The following is a 22,361-nucleotide window of genomic DNA, read 5'->3' as shown; positions in this document are numbered from 1 at the left end:
CACTCGCACGGTCACTCACTCCCGTTCTCGTCGCCGACGGCACTCCGCCGCACCGCCCCTCGCGGGTCCACCGCACCCGTTCCGCCCGGCCGGACCTCCCCCGACTCCTGCGGCCGCCCGGCGGGTTCGACCCGTTCGGCTCGTTCTGTCCGTTCTGCCCGTTCGACCGGTTCGCCTCGCCCGGTCGGTTCGCCTCGCCCGGCCGGGCGCAGTTCGGTGGCGTCGGCCGACCAGGGGCGTCCCGGGAAGGGGCGGACGGGGTCGGCGGGGTGGGGGTCGACTCCCCCGATCCGGGCGGGAGTCAGCAGCTCCGCGTCGGTCGGGTTGGCGGCCAGGTGCTCGGTGTCGATCGCGGCGGGGCCCGCCACCGGCCCCACCACCACGCGTTCCGTCTCCCGAGCCGTTCCCGGCGTCCGCTCCGTCCCCGGCGTCCGCGCCGACCGGCCGAGCGCGGAGGCGCCGCGGGGCGTCCGCCTGGTCAGGTCGACGCCGGGGGCCGGCGACGCCTGAACGGGGGCGGTCGGCGCGGGCACGGACACGGCGTGGTCCTGCACCGGGACCTGAGCCGACTCCGGCCCGCGCCCTTCTCCCCCGCCCTTGCCCTCGGCCGCGCCCGCTCCCTTTCCCCGAGCCGGCGGGTTCGGCGCGAGGGCGGCCGCGGCCCAACGGCCGGCCTGTAGGCCGCGGTGGTCGAGCGGGCGCTCGGACTCCGGCCCGGCGGGGCGGCCGACGGCCGCGGGCCGATGCTCGTCGGAGCCGGCCGCGACGGGCTGTCCGGCGCGGTCGGGCCACGGCTGCTCGCCCGCGTCCTGACGGCCCTTCCCCTCGGGGGCCGCGTCCTGGCGGACCGTCCGGACCGACACCTGGCCGGAGCGGCCCGAACCGCTCGGCAGGGCGGAGGGGTAGGAGACCGGGCGCCGCACCACCCGGTCGGCCAGCTCGTGCAGCAGGATGCCGTTGCGGTAGGCGAGTTCGCCGACCTCGGTGCGGTCGATGCCGCTCACCGCGAGACCGGCGCCGCCGTCCCGCCGGACCTGGCCGCCCTGGGCGACCAGCAGGTCCGCGAGGCGGGCCATCTGCGGGCCCCGGACCAGGACTTCGGGGTGCAGCCTGGTGCGGCGGAACTCCACCACCGGCTGGTCGGCGGCCAGTCGGCCCGCGTCCAGGGTGACCACGCGGTCGGCGAGGGCGGCGGCCTGCTCCGGGGAGCGGGTGGTCGTCAGCACGGTGCCGCCCGAGAGCGCGAAGGAGCGCAGGAAGGCCCCGAACCACTCCTCGCCGTTCGGGGACAGGCCTTCGGTGGGGGCGTCCAGCAGCAGCGTCGAGGGGTTTCCGAGCAGGGCCGCGGCCAACGCGAGGCGGCGGTGCATACCGGGCGAGAAGGTGCCGATCCGGTGGCCGGCGACAGCGGCGAGCCGGGTCTGCTCCAGCAGGTCGTCGGCGCGGCGCGCCGGGACGCCGATCGCACCGGCCAGCATCCGCAGGTGGGACCGGGCCCGCTGCCCCGGGTGCCCGGCCTCCGGGCGGCCGGAGGGCAGCAGGACGCCGATCTCCCGCTCCGGGTGCCGGATCCGCCGGTACGTCCGGCCGTCGAACAGGGTGAGACCGTGGCCTCGTTCCAGCCCCACCATCAGCCGGAGCACGGTCGACTTGCCCGCGCCCTCGTCCCCGAGCAGCGCGGTGACCATCCCGGGACGGGCGTCGAAGGTCAGGTCCAGCACCGCGGGAGGACGCCCCCGCCGGTACGCCTTGGTCAGTCCGGTGATCTGGATCATCGCCGCCCGCTCCCTCGCCCGCCGACAGACCGGGGATGTCCACCTGGCCCGAGCCTGCACAGTAGGCCGCGGAAGCGGTGAAACCAGGCATTCCGGATGGGTCGTGGGCGGTGTTAGCGCCGACCTCACCCGTACAGGGGACAGCCCTCCCGCCGGGCTGACGCTTTCCTCACGGTCCGTCACCACCCGTCGGCAGCAACGGTTTCGACACCGGCACCGGTCGCACCGCGTCGATCAGCGAGCGCCCCCGCCACCGGCTCCGGGGAGCGCGGGTCAGGACTCGGGGCGCAGCATCGGGGGGTTGAGGACGGTGGCGCCGCCGGCGGTGAACAGCTGGGCGGGACGGCCGCCCTGACGGGTCGTGGTGCCGCCGGAGGGCAGCAGGAAGCCCGGGGTACCGGTCACCTTGCGGTGGAAGTTGCGCGGGTCGAGCACCACGCCCCAGACCGCCTCGTAGACCCGGCGCAGCTCGCCGACGGTGAACTCCGGGGGGCAGAAGGCGGTGGCCAGCGAGGAGTACTCGATCTTGGAGCGGGCCCGCTCCACCCCGTCCGTCAGGATCTGGCCGTGGTCGAACGCGAGCAGCACGCCGTCGTTGCGCTCCTCGCCGAGCAGTTCGCTCACCGGCGCCCACCGGGCGCTGCTGGCGTCGCCGCCCGCGCGCGGCGAGGGGAGGTCCGGGGCGAGGACCAGGTAGGCGACGCTCACCACCCGCATCCGCGGGTCCCGCTGCGGGTGCCCGTAGGTGGCGAGCTGCTCCAGGTGCGCGCCCGCGGGGGTCTGTCCGCCGGGGAGGCTGCCCGGCAGGGACTGCGCCCGCAGCCCGGTCTCCTCCGCCAGCTCGCGGGACGCCGCCTCGGCCAGGCCCTCGTCCAGCCGCACGAAGCCGCCGGGCAGCGCCCAGTACTCCTTGAACGGCGCCTCGCCGCGCTTCACCAGCAGGGCGCACAGCTCATGGTCGCGCACCGTCAGCACCACGAGGTCAACCGTGACTGCGAACGGGGGGAAGGCCGACGGGTCATAACGCGACATGGCGTCGATCTTAGTCGTCTCTCTGACGATAATCACAGACCACGGCGCCTTTCCCCTCCCTTCGCCCCACCCCGTCGCGGTGGAGCGCTCAGCCGGCGGCGAGTTGCAGGAACGACGGCGCCTCCTCCACGACCGCGACGCCGATCCGGCTGACCCGGACCGAGAACGGCTCGCCGGCCACCCGCAGGCCGGTCAGTTCCAGTGCGCCCAGGGGGGCGGTGCTCGCCGGGCGGGTGGCCACCCGCCCGGACGGGACGTCGGGCCGGACGCCCGCCAGCGAGAGGACCAGGTGCACGGCGGCCGCCGCGGAGACCGCGGCCGGGCGGCAGGCCGCCGGGTGCGGGACGGGTGGGCAGTCGGCGACCTTCTGCTCACCGGCGTACATCTCCGGCAGGCGGCCCTCGAAGTGCGCGGACGCCTCCAGCAGGCCCTCCAGCAGGATTTCGGCCTCCCGCTCGAACCCGGCGTCCACCAGCCCGCTCACCGCGAGCGCGGTCTCCTGGACCCGCACCGCGCCGCTGCGGTGGCCGAGCGGGTTGAACCGGGGGGACTTCGCGCTCAGGGTGCGCAGGCCCCAGCCGCAGTCGAACTCCGGGGCCACCAGGCGCTGGGCCAGCAGCCTGGTCTGCTCGCGGTCGAGCAGGCCTTCGTGCAGTTCGCCCTCGGCGGCCAGGCCCAGGTCGAAGAGGTGGACCAGGGTGGAGGCGACGGCCGGCACCGGCCGGTCCGGGGCCAGCAGGGCGGCTGCCGGACGGCCGCCGGACAGGTCGTCGATCCAGAACCGCTCCCGGAACCGTTCCCGCAACTCGGCTGCCCAGGAACGCCATTGGGCCGCGCCCGGCCGGTCGAAGGCGTCGAGCAGGTCCGCGCCCTGGAGGGCCGCCCGGTGGGCCTGCGCCTGGACCTCGCACCTGGCCGGGCCGGGGCGCGCGGCGCGCTCCTCCGCCGGGCGCCCGAAGTCGGCGACGAACCCGACCGGGCCGTCCGGACCCTCCACCACCGCGGACCGCAGCGCGCCGAGGGCCCGCTCCGCCGCCGGCAGTAGTTCGGCGACCTCGGCCCGGGGCATGCCCCAGCGCCAGGCTTCCGCCAGCACCGTGACGAACAGCAGGGTCGCCTCCGTCGCGGTGCAACTGGCCGGCAGCTCGGGGCCGCCGTGCCGCAGCGGACCGGGGATCACCCCGTCCATCGCCTGGGCCGCCGCGCCGGCCTCGCCACCGGGCGGGTTCGGCCCGCCGACCGGGCCCGGGGCGCTCCCCGGCACCGGCCCGGCCGCACCGCCCTCCGGGGCCGGCCCGCCGTCCCCCGGAGCGGCGTCGGCCGGTCGGGCCGCAGGGGCGGGAACAGGAGCGGCGGGAGCGGTGGCGGCCTGCGGGGCCGCCTGGTGCTGACGGCGGGCGACCGCCCGCAGGGTGCCGGCGGCGAGCCGGGTACCCAGCGGCAGGGTCATCCTGGCGGCCCAGAGCGCGTCGGCGGCGGTGAGGCCGAAGCGCCAGGGCGCGCCCGAGGCGGTGTAGAGGTCGGTGGGCCGGTCCGCGTCGGCGAGCAGCAGGCCGCCCAGCGAATCCAGGGCCCGGGAGACCAGCCGGGCGGCCCGGCGGTCGTCGGCCCGGACCTCGGGCTCGGACCAGGGCAGCGGCACCCCGGGGCCGCGCCCGGTCGGCGGCCGGCCCGTCGACGGGGTCTCCAGCTCGGCCCGGAGGTCGACCGACCAGCGGGCGCCGGGCTGGATCTCCAAGTCCCAGCGCAGCACGCCCGCACCGGCCAGCACCGCGTGCGGCGAGGGCCGTGCGCTGACGGTGGCCGCCCGGCCCTGGCCGACCCAGCGCAGGCCGGACGACTGGACCTGGCCCGGCAGGTCGGCCGAACGGCGGCCCGCCGCGATGTCGGTGAGCAGGCCGAGGTCGGTGCCGAGCGCGATCTCCAGCGGGAGCCGGGCCGGGCGGGCACCCGTGTTGCGGACCGTCACCGTCTCGGCGCCGTCGGCGTGCCGCAGCCGCTCGACCGTCAGCGCCGGGTCCGGGTCGAGGTCGCCCGGTACCCGGACCGAGCCGACGAACCGGGCCGCCGCCGTGGACGTCAGGGTGCCCTGGAGCGGGAGCGGCTCCACGCCGCCCAGCCGCAGCTCCATCCGGGCCAGGGTGCGCACCCCGTGCCGGAAGAAGCCGTGCAGGCCCTGGCCCCGCAGCTGGCCGTCCGGCCCGGATGACGCCATGCCGGGGGCGTTGACGCACAGCACGTCGTGCGCGGCGGAGGGCTGCGGTCTGGGCGGCGCCGCCGGACCGGGCTGCCGGGCCGCCCCGGCGGCGGGCGCGCCCGCCACCTGCTCGGACCGGCCCACCGGCGCTCCGCCCGGGACCGGCGGCTGGCCGGCGCGCGGGACCGGCCCGCCCCGTCCGGCCGTTGGATGGCCCGGGGCCTGCCGCGTCACGGTGCCGTACGGCGGGGTGCCGCCCCCGTACGGCGCACCACCGGCGGGGGTGCCGTACGGGGGCGTGCCCGCCGGGGCCGCGTAGGGGTGGGCTGCTGTCGGGTGCGGGGCGCCCGAGGGCGGTCCGGGCGGCGGCGTGCCGTGCGGGGGCACGCCGCCGTGCGAGGGCGTCCCGTAGGCCGGGGTGCCGTGCAGGGGGGTGCCGTAGGCCGGGGTGCCGGGAACCACCGGGCCGGTTCCGGGCGTCCCAGGGGCGGGAGCGCCGGGCATGCCGGTGCCGTACGGGGGTGTGGCCTGGCGGGGAGTCGGAGGGCCGGCCGGCCGGGCGGGTGGCGCGGGGGCGGCACCGGGGACCGGTGGGGTGGCAGGGGGCAGCGACTGGGGTGCTGCGTGGGGTGGCCTTGAGTCGGTCACCGGGTTCTCCTCCCCTCGACCGGCCGAGGGCTGCGGGCCCGGTCGGCCGCGAGCGTGCTCGATCGCGGACTGTGCTGCTCTGCCGCCGGAACACGCGGCTCTGACTCTGGTCGGACCGGACCACCGGTGCTCCGTCCCGGCCGGGGTGGTGTCCCGGACCGGACGCCGGGGCCGCCCGGGAGCCGGCTGCGCCGGGTCGAACGACGCGTGGCCGGTGCCCGACGCGGTCGGCCCGGCCGGGGTGGACCCGGAGGTGCCGGTTCGGGTGGTGGTGTTCTGCAGATTGAACGCACCACACCTGCCCCAGGTCACGCCCGCCCGGCGGACGTCCGGTCGGAGGCGGCCGTGGGCCGAGGGTGGTTCGGCGCTCGGCGACCGGCGCCCGGGGCGCCCGCTGTGTCGTGGTGCCGTTCGAGGTTCTCCGCATGCGGCGGACGCCCCCCGGCGGCTCCTTTCCGCCGTCAGGATACGGTGCGAGGACGACAGCGGACGCACCGGTGACCCCGGCGATCGGCGCCGCGACCAGCCTGTGACCAGCTCGCACCTAGGAGTTGCATGTCCTCCCTCAGCCGCATCCCCGGAATCGTCACCACCGACCACGTCTTCCGGGTGCCGCTGGACCACAGTGCCCCCGGCGGTGAGTCGATCGAGGTCTACGCCCGGGAGGTGGTGGCCGCCGGACGCGAGCACGACGAGCTGCCGTGGCTGCTGTACCTGCAGGGCGGCCCCGGTGGGAAGGCCAACCGGCCGATGGGCCGGGACGGTTGGCTGGACCGGGCGCTCGACGACTACCGGGTGCTGCTGCTGGACCAGCGCGGCACCGGCCGCTCCACCCCCGCCAACCGGCAGACCCTGGCCCGGCGCGGTGACGCCCGGCAGCAGGCCGAGTACCTGGCGCACTTCCGCGCCGACTCGATCGTCCGGGACGCCGAACTGATCCGCCGCCGGCTGCTCGGCGACGACGCCCGGTGGAGCCTGCTGGGGCAGAGCTTCGGCGGCTTCTGCACCCTGACGTACCTCTCGCTGGCCCCGGAGCACCTGCGCGAGGCCTTCGTGACCGGCGGCCTGGCCGGTCTGCGCCGCTCGGCGGACGAGGTCTACCGCGCGGCCTACCCCCGCGTCGCCCGCAAGAACGCCGGTCATTACGCGCGCTTCCCCCAGGACGTGGCGGCGGTACGGCGAATCGCGGCGCACCTGGTCGAGCGGCCCGCGCCCCTTCCCGACGGGGGCACGCTGACCGTCCGGGCGTTCCAGGCGCTGGGCATCCTGCTGGGCGGCGGCTCGGGCTCCTACGCCCTGCACTACCTGCTGGAGGAGGCCTGGGTGGAGGGCGCGGACGGGCCCGAGCTCTCCGACACCTTCCTGGCCGGGGCGCAGTCGCACCTGTCCTTCGCCCAGAACCCCCTGTACGCCGTCCTGCACGAGTCGATCTACGGGCAGCGCACGGTCGACGCCGGGGCCACCGGCTGGTCGGCGGAGCGGGTGCGCGAGGAGTTCTCCGAGTTCGACGCCGAGGCGGCGCTGGCCGGGGACGGGCCGGTGCTGCTGACCGGCGAGATGATCCACCCCTGGATGTTCGAGACCGACCCGGCGCTGCGGCCGCTGCGCGAGACGGCGCAGCTGCTGGCGGAGCGCACCGACTGGCCCGACCTGTACGACCTGCCGCGCCTGGCGTCGAACCAGGTACCGGTGTACGCGGCGGTGTACCACGACGACATGTACGTGGACACGGCGCATTCGCTGGAGACGGCGGACGCGGTGGCCGGTACCCGGGTCTGGGTCACCAACGAGTGGGAGCACGACGGCGTGCGCACCAGCGGGCGGACGGTGCTGGACCGGCTGATCCGGATGGCGCGCGGCGAGGTCTAGTCGGCTGCTCCGCAACCGCGGGTCGAGGGTTCGCATGTCAGTCTCCGATCGCGGGTCGGTTTCGGTGCACCCGGACGTGCCGGACGCGGACTCCCGCCGGGAGGAAGCGGTGCGGACGCGGACGGCGCCCCGGGTCGGGTCGGCAGGCTGCGGCGGACGGCCCGTCGGTCACGGCGGACGGTGTGGGCGGCGTGGGCGGACGGCTGTCGCCCGGGCTCTCGCCTCCTTCCGGCCCGGGCCCGTCCGGCCCGTTGTCCGGTGCCAGGTCCGGGGCGGGTGCCGGATCCGGCCCCGGCGCGGGTGCGGGGCAGCTCGGTGCGGGCTCGACCGCACCGGCGCCGGGTCCGGGACCGGGATCGGCCTGGGGCCGGTCCGGGCCCCGGTGGTCGAAGCCGTCGTCAGGTTCCTGCGGAGCGGCGCTGCCGCCGTCGGCCGTTTCTCCGCCGGGCCCTGCGGGTTCCGCGAGCCGCGGGGCCGGTGCGTCGCGCAGCCGGGCGGTGCGCTCGCGGCGGACCACCCGGAGCAGGGCTTCCGGGGCGATGCCGGAGTTCAGTGATTCGTAGAGGAGTTGGGCCAGGGTGTAGCCGGGTTCCAGCTCCAGTGCCCTGGCCAGCACGATCCGTGCCGTGGCCGAGTCTCCGGCCAGCCAGGACGTCCAGGCCAGCAGGGTCATCGGCGGGACGGCGAGGTGTTCGAACGGGTCGACGCAGCGCTGGACCAGGAACCGCCACAACCGCTGGGCGGTGGCGAGTTCGTCCGGTTCGGCGTACTCGGCGGCGCGGTCCCGGCCGAGTTTGTCCTGCATGCCGATCAGCAGCCTGGCGGTGCGGGCGGCATCCAACCCGCTTGCCCCGGAACGGAATTCGGCCATCGCCTCGGCGAGCACCCCGGCGGTGCGCTCGACGGCCGCGGCCCGGCCGCCGGGGCCGGCCAGTTCGCGGATGAAGGGCGGCCCGGCGTCCTCCAGGGCGCGGCGCTGCACCTCGGAGAGCGGTGGGCCGACCGGGGCAAGGCCGGCCACGATCGCCTTGCGGCTGCCCCGCGGGGCGAGGCCCGCGTAGGTGGCCGCCGCGGCGAGCGGGCTGGGCTGGTGGGCCGCCCGGACCGGAGTGCCGTCCGGTGGACAGCAGTCGACTCCGGTGCACAGGAAGGACCACCAGCGGCCGGCGGAGACGCACAGCGACTCCTTGACGACCACCCGTTCCTCCTGGAAGGCCCGGGCGAGCGCGTCGGCCAGCGGGCGGAGCCGGGTCAGCACGGCGTGCCCGCCGCCGCCGGGCGCGCGGTCGTCCCCGGCGGGATCCCGGCACAGGTACAACAGGACTTGGACGGGGCGGTGGGCCCGCTGCTCGGACAGCTCGACCAGCAGCCGGGCGGATTCCGCCGCGGTGCGCTCCCAGCAGGCCGGGTCCTCCGGGATGTCGATCCGGATCACGCCGCCCTGGTCGAGCGCGGTGCCCTGCAGGCCCACCGCGACGATGCTGTCGTCGGGGAAGAAGCCCAGCAGGTACGGGAGCATCTCCGCCATGTCGGCGGGGCCGCGCAGCCGGACCGGGAGGTGGCCGGGGCGCGGGACGGGGGTGGTGGTGCGGTCGTCTGCGGTCATGGCGGAAAGCTTGGACCGGATCACGGGCGGCTGCGGACAATTCGCCCCAGCCTGTGGATAAGTCGGGGGGTTCAGCATCTCTGCCCCCTGAATCACCCGGATTTTCGGCGATTACGGCGATTTCACAGCAGCTCAACCGATGAACGCCACTCTGTCCACAGCCCGGCATTCGCGGTCCGTCCGTGCCGCACGGTATCCATGACCTCATGCAGACGCGCGAACTCCCCCCGACCACCCCCGCCGACCGCGCCGCCGTCCGGGCCACCGCGGAAGCCGTGCTGCGCGACCTCGCCGGCCCGGGCGCGGCCCTGCGCGAGGACCAGTGGAAGGCCATCGAGGCGCTGGTGGTGGAGAGCCGGCGCGCCCTGGTCGTCCAGCGCACCGGCTGGGGCAAGTCCGCCGTCTACTTCATCGCCACGGCGCTGCTCCGCGCACGCGGCGCCGGACCGACGGTGATCGTCTCCCCGCTCCTCGCCCTGATGCGCAACCAGGTCGACTCGGCCGCCCGGGCGGGCATCCGCGCCCGGACGATCAACTCGGCCAACCCGGAGGAGTGGTCGGAGATCCAGCAGGAGGTCGCCGACGGCCTGGTCGACGTCCTCCTGGTCAGCCCCGAGCGGCTGAACAACCCCGACTTCCGGGACCACGTGCTGCCCAAGCTCGCCGCCTCCACCGGCCTGCTGGTGGTGGACGAGGCCCACTGCATCTCCGACTGGGGCCACGACTTCCGGCCCGACTACCGGCGGCTGCGCACCATGCTCGCCGAGCTCTCCCCCGGCGTCCCGGTGCTGGCGACCACGGCGACCGCGAACGCCCGGGTCACCGCGGACGTCGCGGAGCAGCTCGGCACCGGGGCCGGTGACGAGCAGGCGCTGGTGCTGCGCGGTCCGCTGGACCGGGAGAGCCTCAGCCTGGCCGTGCTGGCGCTGCCCGACCCGGCGCACCGGCTGGCCTGGCTGGCCGACCACCTGCCCGACCTCCCCGGCTCCGGCATCGTGTACACCCTCACGGTGGCCGCCGCCGAGGAGGTCACCGAGTTCCTGCGCGGGCGCGGGTACCAGGTCGCCTCCTACTCCGGGCGGACCGAGGACGCGGAGCGCCGCGAGGCCGAGGCGGCGCTGCTGGACAACCGGGTCAAGGCGCTGGTCGCCACCTCCGCGCTCGGCATGGGCTTCGACAAGCCGGACCTGGGCTTCGTGGTGCACCTCGGGTCGCCGAGCTCCCCGATCGCCTACTACCAGCAGGTCGGCCGGGCCGGCCGCGGCGTGGACCGGGCCGAGGTGCTGCTGCTCCCCGGCCGGGAGGACGAGGCGATCTGGCGGTACTTCGCCTCGATCGGCTTCCCCGCCGAGGAGCAGGTCCGCCGCACGCTGGACGCGCTGTCCGAGGCGGGCCGTCCGCTCTCCACCGCCGCGCTGGAGACCTCGGTCGACCTCCGCCGCACCAGGCTGGAGACCATGCTCAAGGTGCTCGACGTGGACGGCGCGGTCCGCCGGGTGCGCGGCGGCTGGGAGGCCACCGGGGAGCCGTGGCGGTACGACGCCGCGCGGTACGCCAAGGTCGCCCGGGCCCGCGAGGCCGAACAGCAGGCGATGCGCGAGTACGTGGCCACCGAGGGCTGCCGGATGGAGTTCCTGCGCCGCCAGCTCGACGACCCCGAGGCGGCCCCGTGCGGCCGGTGCGACCGCTGCACCCCGGCCCGGCACTCCGCCGAGGTCTCCACCGGGGCGCTGGACGCGGCCCGGGCCGCCCTGGGCCGCCCCGGTGTCTCCTTCGAGACCCGGCGGATGTGGCCCACCGGCATGGAGTCCCTGGGCATCCCGCTGAAGGGCCGGATCCCGGCGACCCAGCAGGCCGAGCCGGGGCGCGCCCTGGGCCGGCTCTCCGACATCGGCTGGGGCGGCCGGCTGCGCTCGCTACTGGACGAGCGCTCCCCGGACGGGCCGCTGCCGCGCGAGGTGCTGGACGCGATGGTCGGGGTGGTCGCGGACTGGGCCAGGGGCCCCGGCGGCTGGGCCGGGCCGGCCGGTCCGGACGGCCGGCAGCTCGCCCGTCCGGTCGGGGTGGTCGCGCTCGACTCGTCCACCCGTCCCCAGCTGGTCTCCGATCTGGCCGGCGGCCTGGCCTCGATCGGGCGGATGCCGCTGCTCGGGCGGGTCGAGTACGCCACCGGGGAGCCGCCGCACGGCCCGCGCAGCAACAGCGCCCAGCGGCTGCGCTCGGTCGCCGGTGCGCTCACTCTCGCGCCGGGCCTGGCGGACGCGCTGGCCGCCGCGCCGGGTCCGGTCCTGCTGGTCGACGACCTGGTGGACTCGGGCTGGACGCTGACGGTGGCCGCCCGGCTGCTCCGCCAGGCCGGTGCCACCGCGGTGCTCCCGCTCGTCCTCGCCGTGCGGGGGTGAGGCCGGGCTCCGCGACCGTCCCGGGGCCGCCGGTGGCCGGAAGGCGTGCGCGCCTGCGGCCGGGCGGGGCCGGGCGCACTGCTCTGCGGCGAGGCGCCCGGCCGCAGAGCAGTGCGCCCGGCCGCCGGGAGCGGCGTGCACCGGAACGTTTCGGGCCGTACACCCCGCGCTCACCGGAAGGTCAGCCGAATGGCCCTGTCGGGGGCGTGGAACATACCCGGCAGAAGCACGGATTTCGGGCTGCGATCGTCATTTCATCATTGCCGCTCGGACTGCTCTCGCCCGAGAATTGGAAGGTATCCAGTACCCGGTCCTCCGGACCCGGTCTTCGGCGTACGCTCGCGCGCTCCAGGGGCGCGGGCTCGGGAAGGAGGATCGTGATCAACGGCATCGACCGGGGTCCTTCCCACCACGACAACCGCCGGACCATCAGCCTGCCGGAGTGGAAGAGCCACGGCGTGCCGCTCCTGCGGGCCCCACGGGAGTTCGTCACCGAGCTGTACCGGCGGCACCTCCCGCAGCCGGGCACCACGGTGGTCGCGGTGCTGAGCGCCGAGAACCGGGTGACGGCCTCCGCCTCGTTCGGCGTGCGACCGCAGTTCAGCGACGGGTGGGACCACCGCAACGCGCTGCTCGGCCATCTCCGCCGGGTCACCCCGCACGACCTGAAGCGGTCGAGCCCCAGCCGGACGGCCGTCCTGCTGCGCTGCCGCGAGGGCGGGCCGGACTGGACCGAGCAGGACGGTGCCTGGATGTGGGCGCTGCGCGCCGCCGCCGAACTGCACGGGCTGCGCTGCGGCTCGTACCTGACGCTCACTCCGGCCGGCTGGCAGTCGCTCGGCGACGGCCGGCGCGGGCGCAATCCGCACTCCGGGTCGTGGGCGCTCGGCCCGGTCCACACCGTCACCGAACTGCCGCCGCGCATCCCGCTCGGGGTGCCCGCCGCGCCGCCCGGGCCACCGCTCCCCCAGCAGCCGCCGATCGCCCCGGTCACCTCGCTCAGCGCGATCCGCGCGCTGGAGGAGTCCCACGACGGCCGGAGCGCCCGCCGCACCGCCGCCCGCTGAGCGGACGGCGCGCGCCGAGCGCGGAGGACCCACCCGCCGACCAGGGGTCGACGAACCGGCCCGTCCACCGCCCCCTCCCGTCCGCCGCCGCCCCGCCGTGCCCGCCCGCCGTGCCGCAGGACGGCACCACGGACGAACACCGCCGGACGGGCAGCGCAGAACGAACGGACGGGACAGGCGGGGCAGAAAGGACAGGACGGAACGGGGTGGAAGGACGGAGCGGCGCTCAGGCGAACAGCGGGGCGACGGTGTCCGTCTCGCCGCAGACCACCAGGAGCTTCGCGGCCCGCTCCAGCGCCTTGCGCGCCGCAGCGGCCACCCGCTCCGAGCGGCCCTCGTTGACCACCAGCACCACCACGTCCCGGCGGAGCGGGCGCGTCGTGGCGGCGTCGGCGTAGAACACGTCGCCGCCGTCGGCGAGCTGCGCCCAGTAGCGCTCCTCGCCGAAGCCGAGTTCGTGCTGCTGCCAGGGGTGCGCCTCGCCGACCGTCAGGACCAGCACGTCGCCGGGGCGGCGGCCGGACTCCAGCAGGGCGTCGACGGCCTCGTCGGCGCGGTCGATCGCCTCGGCTGCGGCAGCGGGCAGGAGTTGGACGTCCGGCCGACCGGGGCGCGGCGCGGAGCCGGGCTTGGGACGGGCCGGGGGCCGCGGGCCGGGGACCGGACGGTCGGCACGGGGCGGGGCGGGGCGCGGCGGACCGGGGCGGGGGCCCGGGACCGGAGCGGCGACGGCGGTGGAGGAAGGCATACGGGGGGCAGGTGCGTCCGACGTGTGGGGAAGGGGAACGCCGGGGCCCGGGATCGTCTCGTGAATCTCCGGCTCCTCGGGGAAGACAGGCATACCCGGATTCCTATCAAATGCCGGTCGGATGCGCACGGGCACCCCACCACTTGGAAGTGTGGCGCACTCTACGCGCACCGGCGGCAACGCTCGGATGACCGGTGGATGAACCCTGACGAACCGTCAGGAAACGGGACCTCCGGGCTCCGGAGAACGGCTGTCGGCCCGCCCCGAACGCCGGGGAAATTCCGGAGGACCTGGCTCAGAAACCCAGCGAGAGCTGCTCGGCGGCGTCGACCGGGACGCGCTGCCGCTTGAGGTGGCTCCAGCGCGGCAGCCCGTCCAGGTAGGCCCAGGACAGGCGGTGGTGCTCGGTGGGGCCGAGCTCCTCCAGTGCGGCGCGGTGGGTGGGCGACGGGTAGCCGGCGTTCTCCCCGAAGGCGAACCGCGGGTGGTCCGTGCCGATTTCGGCCATCAGCGCGTCCCGCCGGACCTTCGCCAGCACCGAGGCGGCGGACACGCAGACGCAGGACTGGTCGCCCTTGATCACCGTGCGGACCTTCCAGGGACCGCCCAGGTAGTCGTGCTTGCCGTCCAGGATCACCGCGTCGGGCCGCACCGGGAGCTCTTCCAGGGCGCGGACGGCGGCCAGTCGGAGCGCGGCCGTCATGCCGAGGTCGTCGCACTCCCGGGCCGAGGCGGACCCGATCGCGTACGCCGTCACCCACTCCTCCAGGAGCGGGGCGAGCGCGGTCCGGCGGCGCTCGGTCAGCAGCTTGGAGTCGGTCAGCCCCTCGGGCGGGCGGCGCAGCCCGGTGACGGCCGCACCGACCATGACCGGACCGGCCCAGGCGCCCCGGCCGACCTCGTCCAGCCCGACCACCACACGGGCGCCGGTCTGGCGCAGGGAGCGCTCGACCGCGTGGGTCGGGGGGTCGTACGGCATCGGGGTTCCGTTCACTGGAGCGGGGGCGGACCGGACGGGACCGGAGCGGGGCGGGGCGCGCCGGTGCTCCCCGCCCCCATCAGCGTACGCCGCCGCGCCGACGCCCCCCGCCGCCCCCGACGCCACGTCCGGACCACCGGCAGCGGGACCCGCTCCGGCAACTCGACGCCGAACGCCTCGCCGAACGCGCCGCCGGGGCGGCCCGGCCACGCACACGGAGTCGTGGCCCGGGCCGCCCCGGCAGTCCCTCGGCGCCCTCGACGGACCAGGAGGTCAGTAGGTGCCGTAGAGCGAGTACACCAGGTTGTCCTTCACGGCGGTGCCGAAGCCGGCCGGGAAGGTCCCGAACGGGACGGACGTGCTGCTGTAGGCGCCCGAGCCGGCCGGGCCCGAGCTGTAGTGCATGTTGTTGACGGTGGAGCTGGTTCCGTTGGAGTTGTAGACCACCCAGTAGGTGGTGTTGGCCGCCAGGGTGTAGGTGATCGGCGCGCTGTTCCAGGCGTTGGCGCTCAGCGTGCCGACCGAGCTGGTGGCCAGCAGGGCGTCGGGCGAGCCGGCGTTGTCGCTGTAGACGGCGATCTGGAACTGGTTGTTGGGCGCCGCGCTGATCTGTCCGGTGTGCACGTTGAGCGAGGTCAGCGCGATGGCGGAGGCCCCGGTCGTGATCTTGGAGCCGTTGAGGTGGTTGGAGTCGGTGTCGTCGAGCAGGGTGCCGACCGCGCTGTTGCCGATGGTCTGCGGCGGCGCGCCGGCGGTGGTGAAGGCCGCGGTGTAGGCCGCGGTCTGGGTGTTGCCCGCCAGGTCCTTCACGTTGGCGACGCTCAGCGTGTAGCCGGTGCTGAGCGAGAGCGCGGCGCTCGGGGTGAAGGTGACGGTGTTGGTGGCCGCGTCCAGGGCGACGGCGCCGGGCACCGCGACGGAGCCGGCGGTGGTCTTCAGCGTGACGTTGGTGCCGTTGACGGTGCTCGCCTGGACGGGCTCGCTGAAGGACGCCTTGACCGGGGCGGTGGCGGAGACGCCGGTGGCACCGTTGGCCGGCACCGAGCCGGTGACGGTCGGCGCGGTGGTGTCCATGCCGTAGGTCGCCGTGTAGGAGCCGACGTTGCCGTCGAAGAACGCGTAGGAGATGCCGTGGATGGTCTCGATGCGGTAGCTGACGTTGGTGGTGCCCTGCTTGACGCCGGTGAGCGTGCCGACCGACGAATTGACCGGGACCATGGCGCGCAGGCCGTTGGCGCCGCCGGTGATGCTGAAGCTCAGCGCGTTGCTGGTCCAGGCCATCCCGGAGAAGGCGGAGCCGTTGCGGGCGTCCAGCCAGGTCAGCAGCTGACGGCCGGAGACCACCGGGGTGCCGTGCGCCTTGGCCGAGGCGATGACCTGGTCGGAGGCGGTGGAGGCGGCGTAGTCGGTGTGGATGTTGGCGGTCAGGACGGTGTAGTAGCCCTTGGAGTTGTAGGCGTTGTCCAGCAGCGTGTTGACGGTGCTCGGCATGGACTGCCCGGACTCGTCGGTGAGTTCGGTGGTGGCCTGGTACTCGTTGATGGTGCTGCCGTCGCTGTCCGCGTACTTCATCGGCAGGCCGGTGCCGTTGAAGTAGCCGGGCCGGTCCTGCACGAAGCTGGCCGGGTAGTAGTAGTAATCGGTGTCCAGCCGGATGCCGTTGGCGAGCTTGGTCTTGGCCTGGGTCGCCCAGTCGTCCCACTCGACGCAGTGGGTCCGGGTGCTGTCCGGGTTGGGCAGCGAGGGGTACTTGGCCCGCCAGGCGCCGATCTGGGTGGTGTAGATGTTCTGGAGGTCGGCCGGGGTGCCCCACGGGGTGCAGTTGGTGGTGACATGCACGCCGATCTCGAAGCCCTGGTCGGAGTAGGCCTTGGCCTGGGCGTCGGTGATCGGGTCGTCGGTGTAGATGTACGACGAGGCGCGCACGCACTCCCAGTTGGCCACGTTGCAGCCGACCGGGCTCTGCGCGACGTAGCCGTCGAAGCGGCCCGCGGTGCCGCCGATGCCGTGGTCGTCGCCGGTCATCACCACGACGGCCTTGGCGTCCCGCGGGAAGTACCAGAACTTCGGCAGCGGCTTCTTGGCCGCGTCCATGGTGGTGATCAGGTTGGCGAGCAGCCGCTGCTGCTCGTCGGCGATCGGGATCTGCGCCTTGTCGAGGTTGTTCCAGTTGAGCTGTCCGCCGGTGCCGAAGAACATCTCGCTGGCCTGGATGCCGTCCACGTTGTCGCGCTGCTGGCCGCCCCAGGCGGCGTTGCCCTGCCGGGTCTGCACGACGGACTTGGCGAGGTCGTAGGTGAACGCGGCGGCCTGGCCGGCGCCGGCGGTGCGCAGCGTGACGGCCGGGTTGGTGGTGGCCACCGCGGTGTCGCTGTACAGCGTGGCGACGGCGGTGGCGCCGTTGAGCGCGTACTTGTCGGCGGTGCCGTGGAAGCCGATGGTGTCGGAGGTCAGCCCGGCACCGGGCGCCGCGGTGGTGTTGATCTTCAGGTAGCTGTCGGCCAGCGTGTCGGTGGTCGTGGTGAGGCCGAGCAGCCCGGCGAGCTGCTTGTCGGGCCGCATCGCCACCAGCCGCCCGCCGGTGTTCACCCAGTTGGTGAACATGGTGGTCTGGGCGGCCGTCAGCTGGTGCTCCGCCAGCAGCACCACGTCGTACGAGTTGAGCAGGGTGGAGGTGACGGTGCTCAGGTCGGCGGTCTTGTAGTAGTTCAGGCCCTCGGACTTGAGGATCTCGCCGTAGTACGTGGTGTACGGGTTGGCGGAATCGGTGACCAGCAGGATCGGGCCCTCGTTGCCGGGTCCGCCGCCGGGGGTGCCGGTGCCGCCGCCGGAGGGCGTGTAGGTGGCGTAGACGGAGTAGTTCAGCGTGCCGGTGGAGACGGCGCCGAAGCTGCTGGGCCAGGTGCCGAAGGCGGTGCCGCCGGTGGAGTAGCCGCTCTGGCCGCCGGTGGAGTAGTTCAGGTTGTTGACCGCCGCGGAGACGCCGTTGGAGTTGTACGCCAGCCAGTACGGCGTGTTCGGCGCGAGCGTCGCGGCGACCGGCAGGGTGTTCCAGGCGTGCGCGGTGAGCGTGCCGGAGGCGGAGGACCCGAGCAGCGGTCCGGGCTTGCCGGCGACGTCGCCGTACACCGCCACCTGGTACTGGTCGTTGGGCGTGGCGCCGACGGCGCCGACGTACACGCTGACGCTGCTGACGGTGCCGCCGGCGGCGCCCGTCACGAAGCGGGAGGTGTTGATGTAGTTGGAGTCGCCGGAGTCGGTGGCGGTGCCGACGGTGTTGTTGCCGAGGACGGCGGTGGTGTCCGCGTGTGCCGCGGGCGCCACCATCAGTCCGCTGGCTGCGAGCAGGCCCACGAGCAGCCCGGCGATTCGTTTTCTGATCCTCACGCCAACCCCCCAAGGTCGGATGACCGGATGAACGGCAGAAGTGCCGTCCTCCGTCCTACCGGCTCCGCACCCGGCGCGTCCGCAGAACCCTCACATCACAGCCACGAGTTCCGGCCATCCGACGGCCCGACCCTCCGCGTCCGACCGGTCCGTCCGCGCACCTTCCGCCGCGACGGCGCGGACGGCGGCACGGACGGCGGGACCGGCGGCCACCCGGGAAGCGGGGAGCGGCACCGACGACGGCCCGAGGGGGCACCCGGGGAGACGGACGGAGCGGGCCCCCGGCGCACCCGGGAGCCCGCTCCGTCCGTTCAACACTTGTCCGCACCCGGGTGGCTCAGCCCTTGACCGACCCCGCCAGCAGGCCGCGGACGAAGTACCGCTGGAGGGCGAAGAACACCGCCAGCGGGACGAGCATCGACAGGAAGGCGCCCGCGCTGAGCAGTTCCCAGCGGCTGCCGTTGGAGCCGGAGAGCTGGGCCAGCCGGGAGGTGATCGGCGCGACGGTCGGGTTGCCGCCGGCGAAGGTGAGCGCCACCAGCAGGTCGTTCCACACCCACAGGAACTGGAAGATGGCGAACGAGGCCAGCGCCGGGGCGCTCAGCGGCAGCACGATCGACCGGAAGATCTTGAAGTGCGAGGCCCCGTCCACCACCGCCGCCTCCATCAGGTCGCGCGGCAGCTGGGCGATGAAGTTGTGCAGCAGGAAGATCGCCAGCGGCAGCGCGAACATGGTGTGCGTCAGCCAGACCGGCAGGTAGCTGTCCTTCAGGCTGAGCGCCGGGATGACCGTCACCGACCCGAGGTGCGCGCCGCCGGAGAACAGCCGCAGCAGCGGGATCAGCGACATCTGCAGCGGCACCACCTGGAGCGCGAAGACCACGAAGAAGAGCGTGTCGCTGCCCTTGAACCGCACCCAGGCCAGCACGTACGCGGCCATCGCGGCCAGCACCAGCGGGAAGACCGTGGCCGGGACGGCGATCGCCACCGAGTTGACCAGGTACGGCATCAGGCCGCCGGAGGTGCCGAAGGAGTTGTCGAACAGCACCGAGCGGTAGTTCTCCAGCCCGAAGTCGGGGTGGACGAACGCCTCCCACCAGCCGCTGGAGGCGACGTCGCCCTTGGACCGGAGCGAGGTGACCAGCAGGCCGACGGTCGGGATGGTCCACAGCACCGTGACGACGACCACCAGGGCGCCGGCCAGCGGGGAGCTGAACGCCCGGCGGACGGCCTTGGCCGGCGGCAGGTCGGGCCGGGCCGCCTTGGCCGCGGCGGCCCGCGCGGCGGGCACGGAGTCGGCCCCGGAGGCGGTCCCGGAGCCGGTGCCGACACCGGCACCGGCAGCAGTACCGGCACCGGCACCGGTGGCGGCGCCGGGCTCGGGCTCGGGCCCGGAGGCCGTGTCGAGGGCGGGCTTGGCGCTCATCGGGTCGCACGCTCCTTGCGCAGCAGGGCGATGTTGTAGACCACCAGGGGGGCCACCGCGAGGAAGAGGATCACCGCGAGGGCGCTGCCGCGGCCGTAGTTGTACTGCTCGAAGCTCTGCGAGTACATCTCGTTGGCCAGTACCTGGGTGCCGAAGTTGCCGCCGGTCATGGTGCGGACGATGTCGAAGGCCTTCAGCGTGATGATCATGATGGTGGTGAGCACCACCACCAGGGTGGTGCGGATCATCGGCACGGTGACGTGCAGGAACAGCCGCAGGCCGGTGGCGCCGTCGAGCCGGGCGGCCTCGGTGATCTCGTCCGGGATGGCCTTGATCGCGGCGGAGAGCACCACCATGGCGAAGCCGGTCTGCACCCAGACCATGGCGGACATCAGCAGGAAGTTGTTCAGCGGCTGGGACAGGATCCAGTTCGGCGGGTCGTCCCAGCCGACCGCGACGGCGAGTTGGCTGAGCAGGCCGACCTGGTTCTGCCCGTTGCCGCGCGACTCGTACAGCAGCTTGAAGATCAGCGAGGCGGCCACCAGCGAGACCGCCATCGGCATGAAGATCAGCGACTTGTAGACCGCCTGGCCGCGCATCCGGTCGACCAGCAGGGCCAGCAGCAGGCCGAGCCCGGTGGCCGCGATCGGGGCGACCACCAGCCAGAGCAGGGTGTTCAGCAGCACGTCGTGGATCTGCGAACTGGTCGCCGCCCAGCCGTAGTTCTTCCCGCCGACGAACTTCGCGGAGTCGGCGTCGTAGAAGCTCAGGAAGACGGTGCGCAGCAGCGGCGCCACCAGTCCGACGAGCAGCAGGACGGCCGCCGGGCCGAGCATCAGGGCGACCGCCAGCGGCCGGGAGAAGCGCCCGGTGGCGCGGCCGGCCGCGAAGAACACGGCGAGCAGCACGCCGAGGAAGCCCAGCACGGCGCCCCCGGTGTTGCCGAACTTGATCGCCGCGTCCTGCCACAGCGAGTCGGCGAGGTGGAGCGCCGGCCCGGCGAGCCGGGGGTCGGTGGGCATGCGGAGGGTCCTTCCTCGGGGCACGGGAAGGGCAGCGCGGGCCGGCCCGCGCTGCCCGTTGGCGTCCGGTTACTGCGGCCAGGCCGCGTCGATGTCGCCCGCCGTCTTCTGGATGGACTGGCCCTCGGCGAACCAGGCGGTCAGCGCCTTCCACTCGGCGCCCGAGCCGACGGCGGCGGGCATCAGGTCGGAGGCGTCGAACCGGAAGGTGGCCGCGGGGTCGGTGAGCGACGCGGCGGAGAGCTGGTCGATCGGGTCGGTGTACAGGCTCTTGTCCACGCCCTGGTTGGCGGAGACCCAGCCCGGGGAGACCTTGACCCGGCTGCTGGCCCACTCGGAGGTGGACAGGTAGTTCTGCACGGCCTGCACCTCGGGCCGGTCGGAGAACGCGCCCAGGAACTCGCCGCCGCCCTCGACCGGGCTGGTGACCTGCGGGTTCACCGGGGGCAGCGGGAAGGCGAAGACGTCGCCGTCCGGCCCGACCTTGGTGCCCTTGGGCCACTGCGCGCTGTAGAAGGACGCCTGCTGGAGCATCGCGCACTTGTTGCTGAGGATCGGGGTGCCGGCGTCCTGGAAGGTGGTGGTGGCGATCGTCTTGACGTCGCCGAAGCCGCCGTTGATCCAGGCCGGGTTCTGCATCCAGCCGGCGACGGTCTGCATCGCGGTGGTGATCTTCTCGTCGGAGAACTTCACCTGGTGGCTGATCCACTGGTCGTAGACGTCGCCGCCGTAGGAGCCGAGGACGATCTCCTCCAGCCAGTCGGTGGCCGGCCAGCCGGTGGCGGTGCCGGAGCCGATGCCGCCGCACCAGGGCTTGGTCTCGCCGCCGGCCCGGGCGATCTTGTCGCTGAGCGCGACCAGGTCGGCCCAGGTCTTCGGGACCTCGTACCCGGCGGCCTTGAACGCCTTGGGCGAGTACCAGACCAGCGACTTCATGTTGGCGCTCATCGGCGCCGCGTAGAAGGTGCCGTTGACCGACCCGTACTGCTTCCAGACCGGCGACCACTTGTTCTCGTTCTCGACGGTCTGCTGCGGCGGCTTGACCACCTTGCCGCTCTTGACCATCTGGGCGAGCAGGCCGGGCTGCGGGATGATCGCCAGGTCGGGGGCGTTGCCGCCGGCCACCCGGACCGGGAGCTGCGACTCGAAGTCGTTGGAGCCCTCGTAGACGATCTTGATGCCGGTACAGGTGCTGAACTCGGCCCAGGACTTCTCCAGCGAGTCCGACTCCGGCGAGAGGATCGAGGCGTACATCGACACCTTGGTGCCGGAGTGGCCCGCGTACGCCTGGTACTTGGCGCAGTCACCCGCCAGCGCGGAGGCGGAGCCACTCCCTCCTCCGCCGCCACCGCCGTCGGAGGAGCTGTTCGAGCAGGCGGCGGTCAGGGCCAGTGCCAGGACGGCCGGTACGGCGAGCAGCCGACGGCGTCCAGTGGTCACAGGGGTGGTCAATGCGGTCCTCCTTGCCAGGGCATGGACATGCCAGCCGTCAGACAGAACAACACTGCGCTGTACCGGAGATGTGGATCTGTACCCAGCGGTCGCTGGCTCAAAGACGTTAACCCACCGGTACTTCCACGCCAAGGAGTGTGTTCGACCTTCATCGGGCAGCGCCCCAGTTGTAACCGCGCCGTGTTACGAGGCCGCCCGCGCACCGCTCACCAGCGCGGCTTCCGTCGCGCGCTCCAGACCGGCCAGGTCGACGCCCTGCTCGCGGAGCACCCGGACGGCCACCCCGCCGCCCTCCCGCAGCAGGCCGAGCAGCAGGTGGCCGGTCTCGATCCGGCGGGCGCGCTGCCCGGTGGCGGCGCGCAGCGTCAGCGCCATCACTTGCCGCCCCCGGTCGGTGAACCGGGGGCCGCCCCGGCGGGGGCGGCGGTCCGGCGGCGGGGCGTCCAGCGCGCCCGCCCCGAAGCCGGACTCGACGGCCTCGCGGACCGCCGCCAGATCGATGCCGATCGCGGCCAGGGCGGCGGCGTCCCGCTCCGGGCCGGAGCCGCCCAGGGCGCGGAGCACCGCGCGCCGCCCGCCCTCCAGGTCGAGGCCGAACCCGCCGAGCACCCGGGCGGCCGGGTCCTGCGGCTGGGCGAGCAGACCGAGCAGCAGGTGCTCGGTGCCCAGGTGGTCGTGGTGCATCCGGCGGGCCTCCCCGGCGGCCAGCTCCACCGCCCGGCGGGCCTCCACCGCGAACCGTTCGAACATG

General features: G+C 74.4%; 14 protein-coding genes. 3 read left to right on the top strand and 11 right to left on the bottom strand.

The features are described 5' to 3' along the window. Window positions 1–11 precede the first annotated feature (11 nt). The 3 genes from K353_RS24855 to K353_RS24845 form a co-directional block, all read right to left on the bottom strand. Window positions 12–1,775 carry an ATP-binding cassette domain-containing protein gene (locus K353_RS24855; RefSeq protein ID WP_111555769.1) on the bottom strand — a complete coding sequence of 588 codons (1,764 nt, stop codon included), beginning with the start codon at window positions 1,773–1,775 and terminating at the stop codon, window positions 12–14. 273 nt (window positions 1,776–2,048) lie between these two features. Beyond that, on the bottom strand, window positions 2,049–2,807 hold the full coding sequence (locus K353_RS24850; protein WP_100840382.1) for an NUDIX domain-containing protein: 759 nt from the start codon (window positions 2,805–2,807) through the stop codon (window positions 2,049–2,051). An 88-nt stretch (window positions 2,808–2,895) separates the two neighbouring features. Beyond that, complete coding sequence (locus K353_RS24845; protein WP_233533814.1) at window positions 2,896–5,148, bottom strand: glycogen debranching N-terminal domain-containing protein; 2,253 nt, start codon at window positions 5,146–5,148, stop codon at window positions 2,896–2,898. A gap of 1,059 nt (window positions 5,149–6,207) precedes the next feature. Between K353_RS24845 and K353_RS24840 the strand changes: the two genes are divergently transcribed. After that, window positions 6,208–7,521 (top strand): alpha/beta fold hydrolase, encoded by a 1,314-nt coding sequence (locus K353_RS24840; protein WP_111555768.1) that lies wholly within the window; start codon window positions 6,208–6,210, stop codon window positions 7,519–7,521. 37 nt (window positions 7,522–7,558) lie between these two features. On the opposite strand, the gene K353_RS24835 is transcribed toward K353_RS24840, so the two are convergent. Beyond that, a complete protein-coding gene (locus tag K353_RS24835) occupies window positions 7,559–9,127 on the bottom strand; it encodes a DUF4192 domain-containing protein (RefSeq protein ID WP_158585484.1) in 1,569 nt (522 codons plus the stop codon). Window positions 9,128–9,333: 206 nt separating this feature from the next. On the opposite strand from K353_RS24835, the gene K353_RS24830 reads away from it, so the two are divergent. Together K353_RS24830 and K353_RS24825 are read left to right on the top strand one after the other, a co-directional pair. Continuing rightward, the gene (locus tag K353_RS24830) at window positions 9,334–11,529 is read left to right on the top strand and encodes a RecQ family ATP-dependent DNA helicase (protein ID WP_111555766.1); all 2,196 of its coding nucleotides are present in this window, start codon (window positions 9,334–9,336) and stop codon (window positions 11,527–11,529) included. Window positions 11,530–11,909: 380 nt separating this feature from the next. Then, window positions 11,910–12,596, top strand: a complete 687-nt coding sequence (locus K353_RS24825) for a hypothetical protein (protein WP_233533820.1) — start codon at window positions 11,910–11,912, stop codon at window positions 12,594–12,596. A 226-nt stretch (window positions 12,597–12,822) separates the two neighbouring features. Here the strand turns inward: K353_RS24825 and K353_RS24820 are convergent, their stop codons facing one another. From K353_RS24820 to K353_RS24790, 7 genes are all read right to left on the bottom strand, one after another. Beyond that, window positions 12,823–13,344: a hypothetical protein gene (locus K353_RS24820; protein WP_370447650.1), complete on the bottom strand. Its 522-nt coding sequence runs from the start codon at window positions 13,342–13,344 to the stop codon at window positions 12,823–12,825. 295 nt (window positions 13,345–13,639) lie between these two features. Next, a complete protein-coding gene (locus K353_RS24815) occupies window positions 13,640–14,323 on the bottom strand; it encodes a ribonuclease HII (protein WP_111555763.1) in 684 nt (227 codons plus the stop codon). Window positions 14,324–14,596: 273 nt separating this feature from the next. Continuing rightward, the gene (locus K353_RS24810; protein WP_146616562.1) at window positions 14,597–17,710 is read right to left on the bottom strand and encodes an Ig-like domain-containing protein; all 3,114 of its coding nucleotides are present in this window, start codon (window positions 17,708–17,710) and stop codon (window positions 14,597–14,599) included. 337 nt (window positions 17,711–18,047) lie between these two features. Then, complete coding sequence (locus K353_RS24805) at window positions 18,048–19,136, bottom strand: carbohydrate ABC transporter permease (RefSeq protein ID WP_233533813.1); 1,089 nt, start codon at window positions 19,134–19,136, stop codon at window positions 18,048–18,050. Continuing rightward, window positions 19,133–20,158, bottom strand: coding sequence for a carbohydrate ABC transporter permease (locus K353_RS24800; protein WP_111555761.1), 1,026 nt, complete (start codon window positions 20,156–20,158; stop codon window positions 19,133–19,135). The genes K353_RS24805 and K353_RS24800 overlap by 4 nt, the downstream gene beginning before the upstream one ends. Before the next feature lie 69 nt (window positions 20,159–20,227). Continuing rightward, the gene (locus K353_RS24795; RefSeq protein WP_111555760.1) at window positions 20,228–21,610 is read right to left on the bottom strand and encodes an ABC transporter substrate-binding protein; all 1,383 of its coding nucleotides are present in this window, start codon (window positions 21,608–21,610) and stop codon (window positions 20,228–20,230) included. Between the two features lie 183 nt (window positions 21,611–21,793). Then, window positions 21,794–22,360, bottom strand: coding sequence for a Clp protease N-terminal domain-containing protein (locus tag K353_RS24790; protein WP_111555759.1), 567 nt, complete (start codon window positions 22,358–22,360; stop codon window positions 21,794–21,796). Window position 22,361: the final 1 nt, after the last annotated feature.

It is taken from the genome of Kitasatospora sp. SolWspMP-SS2h (assembly GCF_003259315.1).
Lineage (GTDB): Bacteria > Actinomycetota > Actinomycetes > Streptomycetales > Streptomycetaceae > Kitasatospora > Kitasatospora fiedleri.
The sequence above is the reverse complement of the archived record's forward strand: the minus strand, read 5'-3'. Positions and strand labels throughout refer to the sequence as shown.

Bases quoted from the DNA above. Each gene is read 5' to 3' on its own strand.
- K353_RS24820 (WP_370447650.1), bottom strand. From the start codon at position 13,344: ATGCCTTCCTCCACCGCCGTCGCCGCTCCGGTCCCGGGCCCCCGCCCC.
- K353_RS24840 (WP_111555768.1), top strand. From the start codon at position 6,208: ATGTCCTCCCTCAGCCGCATCCCCGGAATCGTCACCACCGACCACGTC.
- K353_RS24830 (WP_111555766.1), top strand. From the start codon at position 9,334: ATGCAGACGCGCGAACTCCCCCCGACCACCCCCGCCGACCGCGCCGCC.
- K353_RS24850 (WP_100840382.1), bottom strand. From the start codon at position 2,807: ATGTCGCGTTATGACCCGTCGGCCTTCCCCCCGTTCGCAGTCACGGTT.
- K353_RS24790 (WP_111555759.1), bottom strand. From the start codon at position 22,360: ATGTTCGAACGGTTCGCGGTGGAGGCCCGCCGGGCGGTGGAGCTGGCC.
- K353_RS24805 (WP_233533813.1), bottom strand. From the start codon at position 19,136: ATGAGCGCCAAGCCCGCCCTCGACACGGCCTCCGGGCCCGAGCCCGAG.
- K353_RS24815 (WP_111555763.1), bottom strand. From the start codon at position 14,323: ATGCCGTACGACCCCCCGACCCACGCGGTCGAGCGCTCCCTGCGCCAG.
- K353_RS24835 (WP_158585484.1), bottom strand. From the start codon at position 9,127: ATGACCGCAGACGACCGCACCACCACCCCCGTCCCGCGCCCCGGCCAC.
- K353_RS24855 (WP_111555769.1), bottom strand. From the start codon at position 1,775: ATGATCCAGATCACCGGACTGACCAAGGCGTACCGGCGGGGGCGTCCT.
- K353_RS24800 (WP_111555761.1), bottom strand. From the start codon at position 20,158: ATGCCCACCGACCCCCGGCTCGCCGGGCCGGCGCTCCACCTCGCCGAC.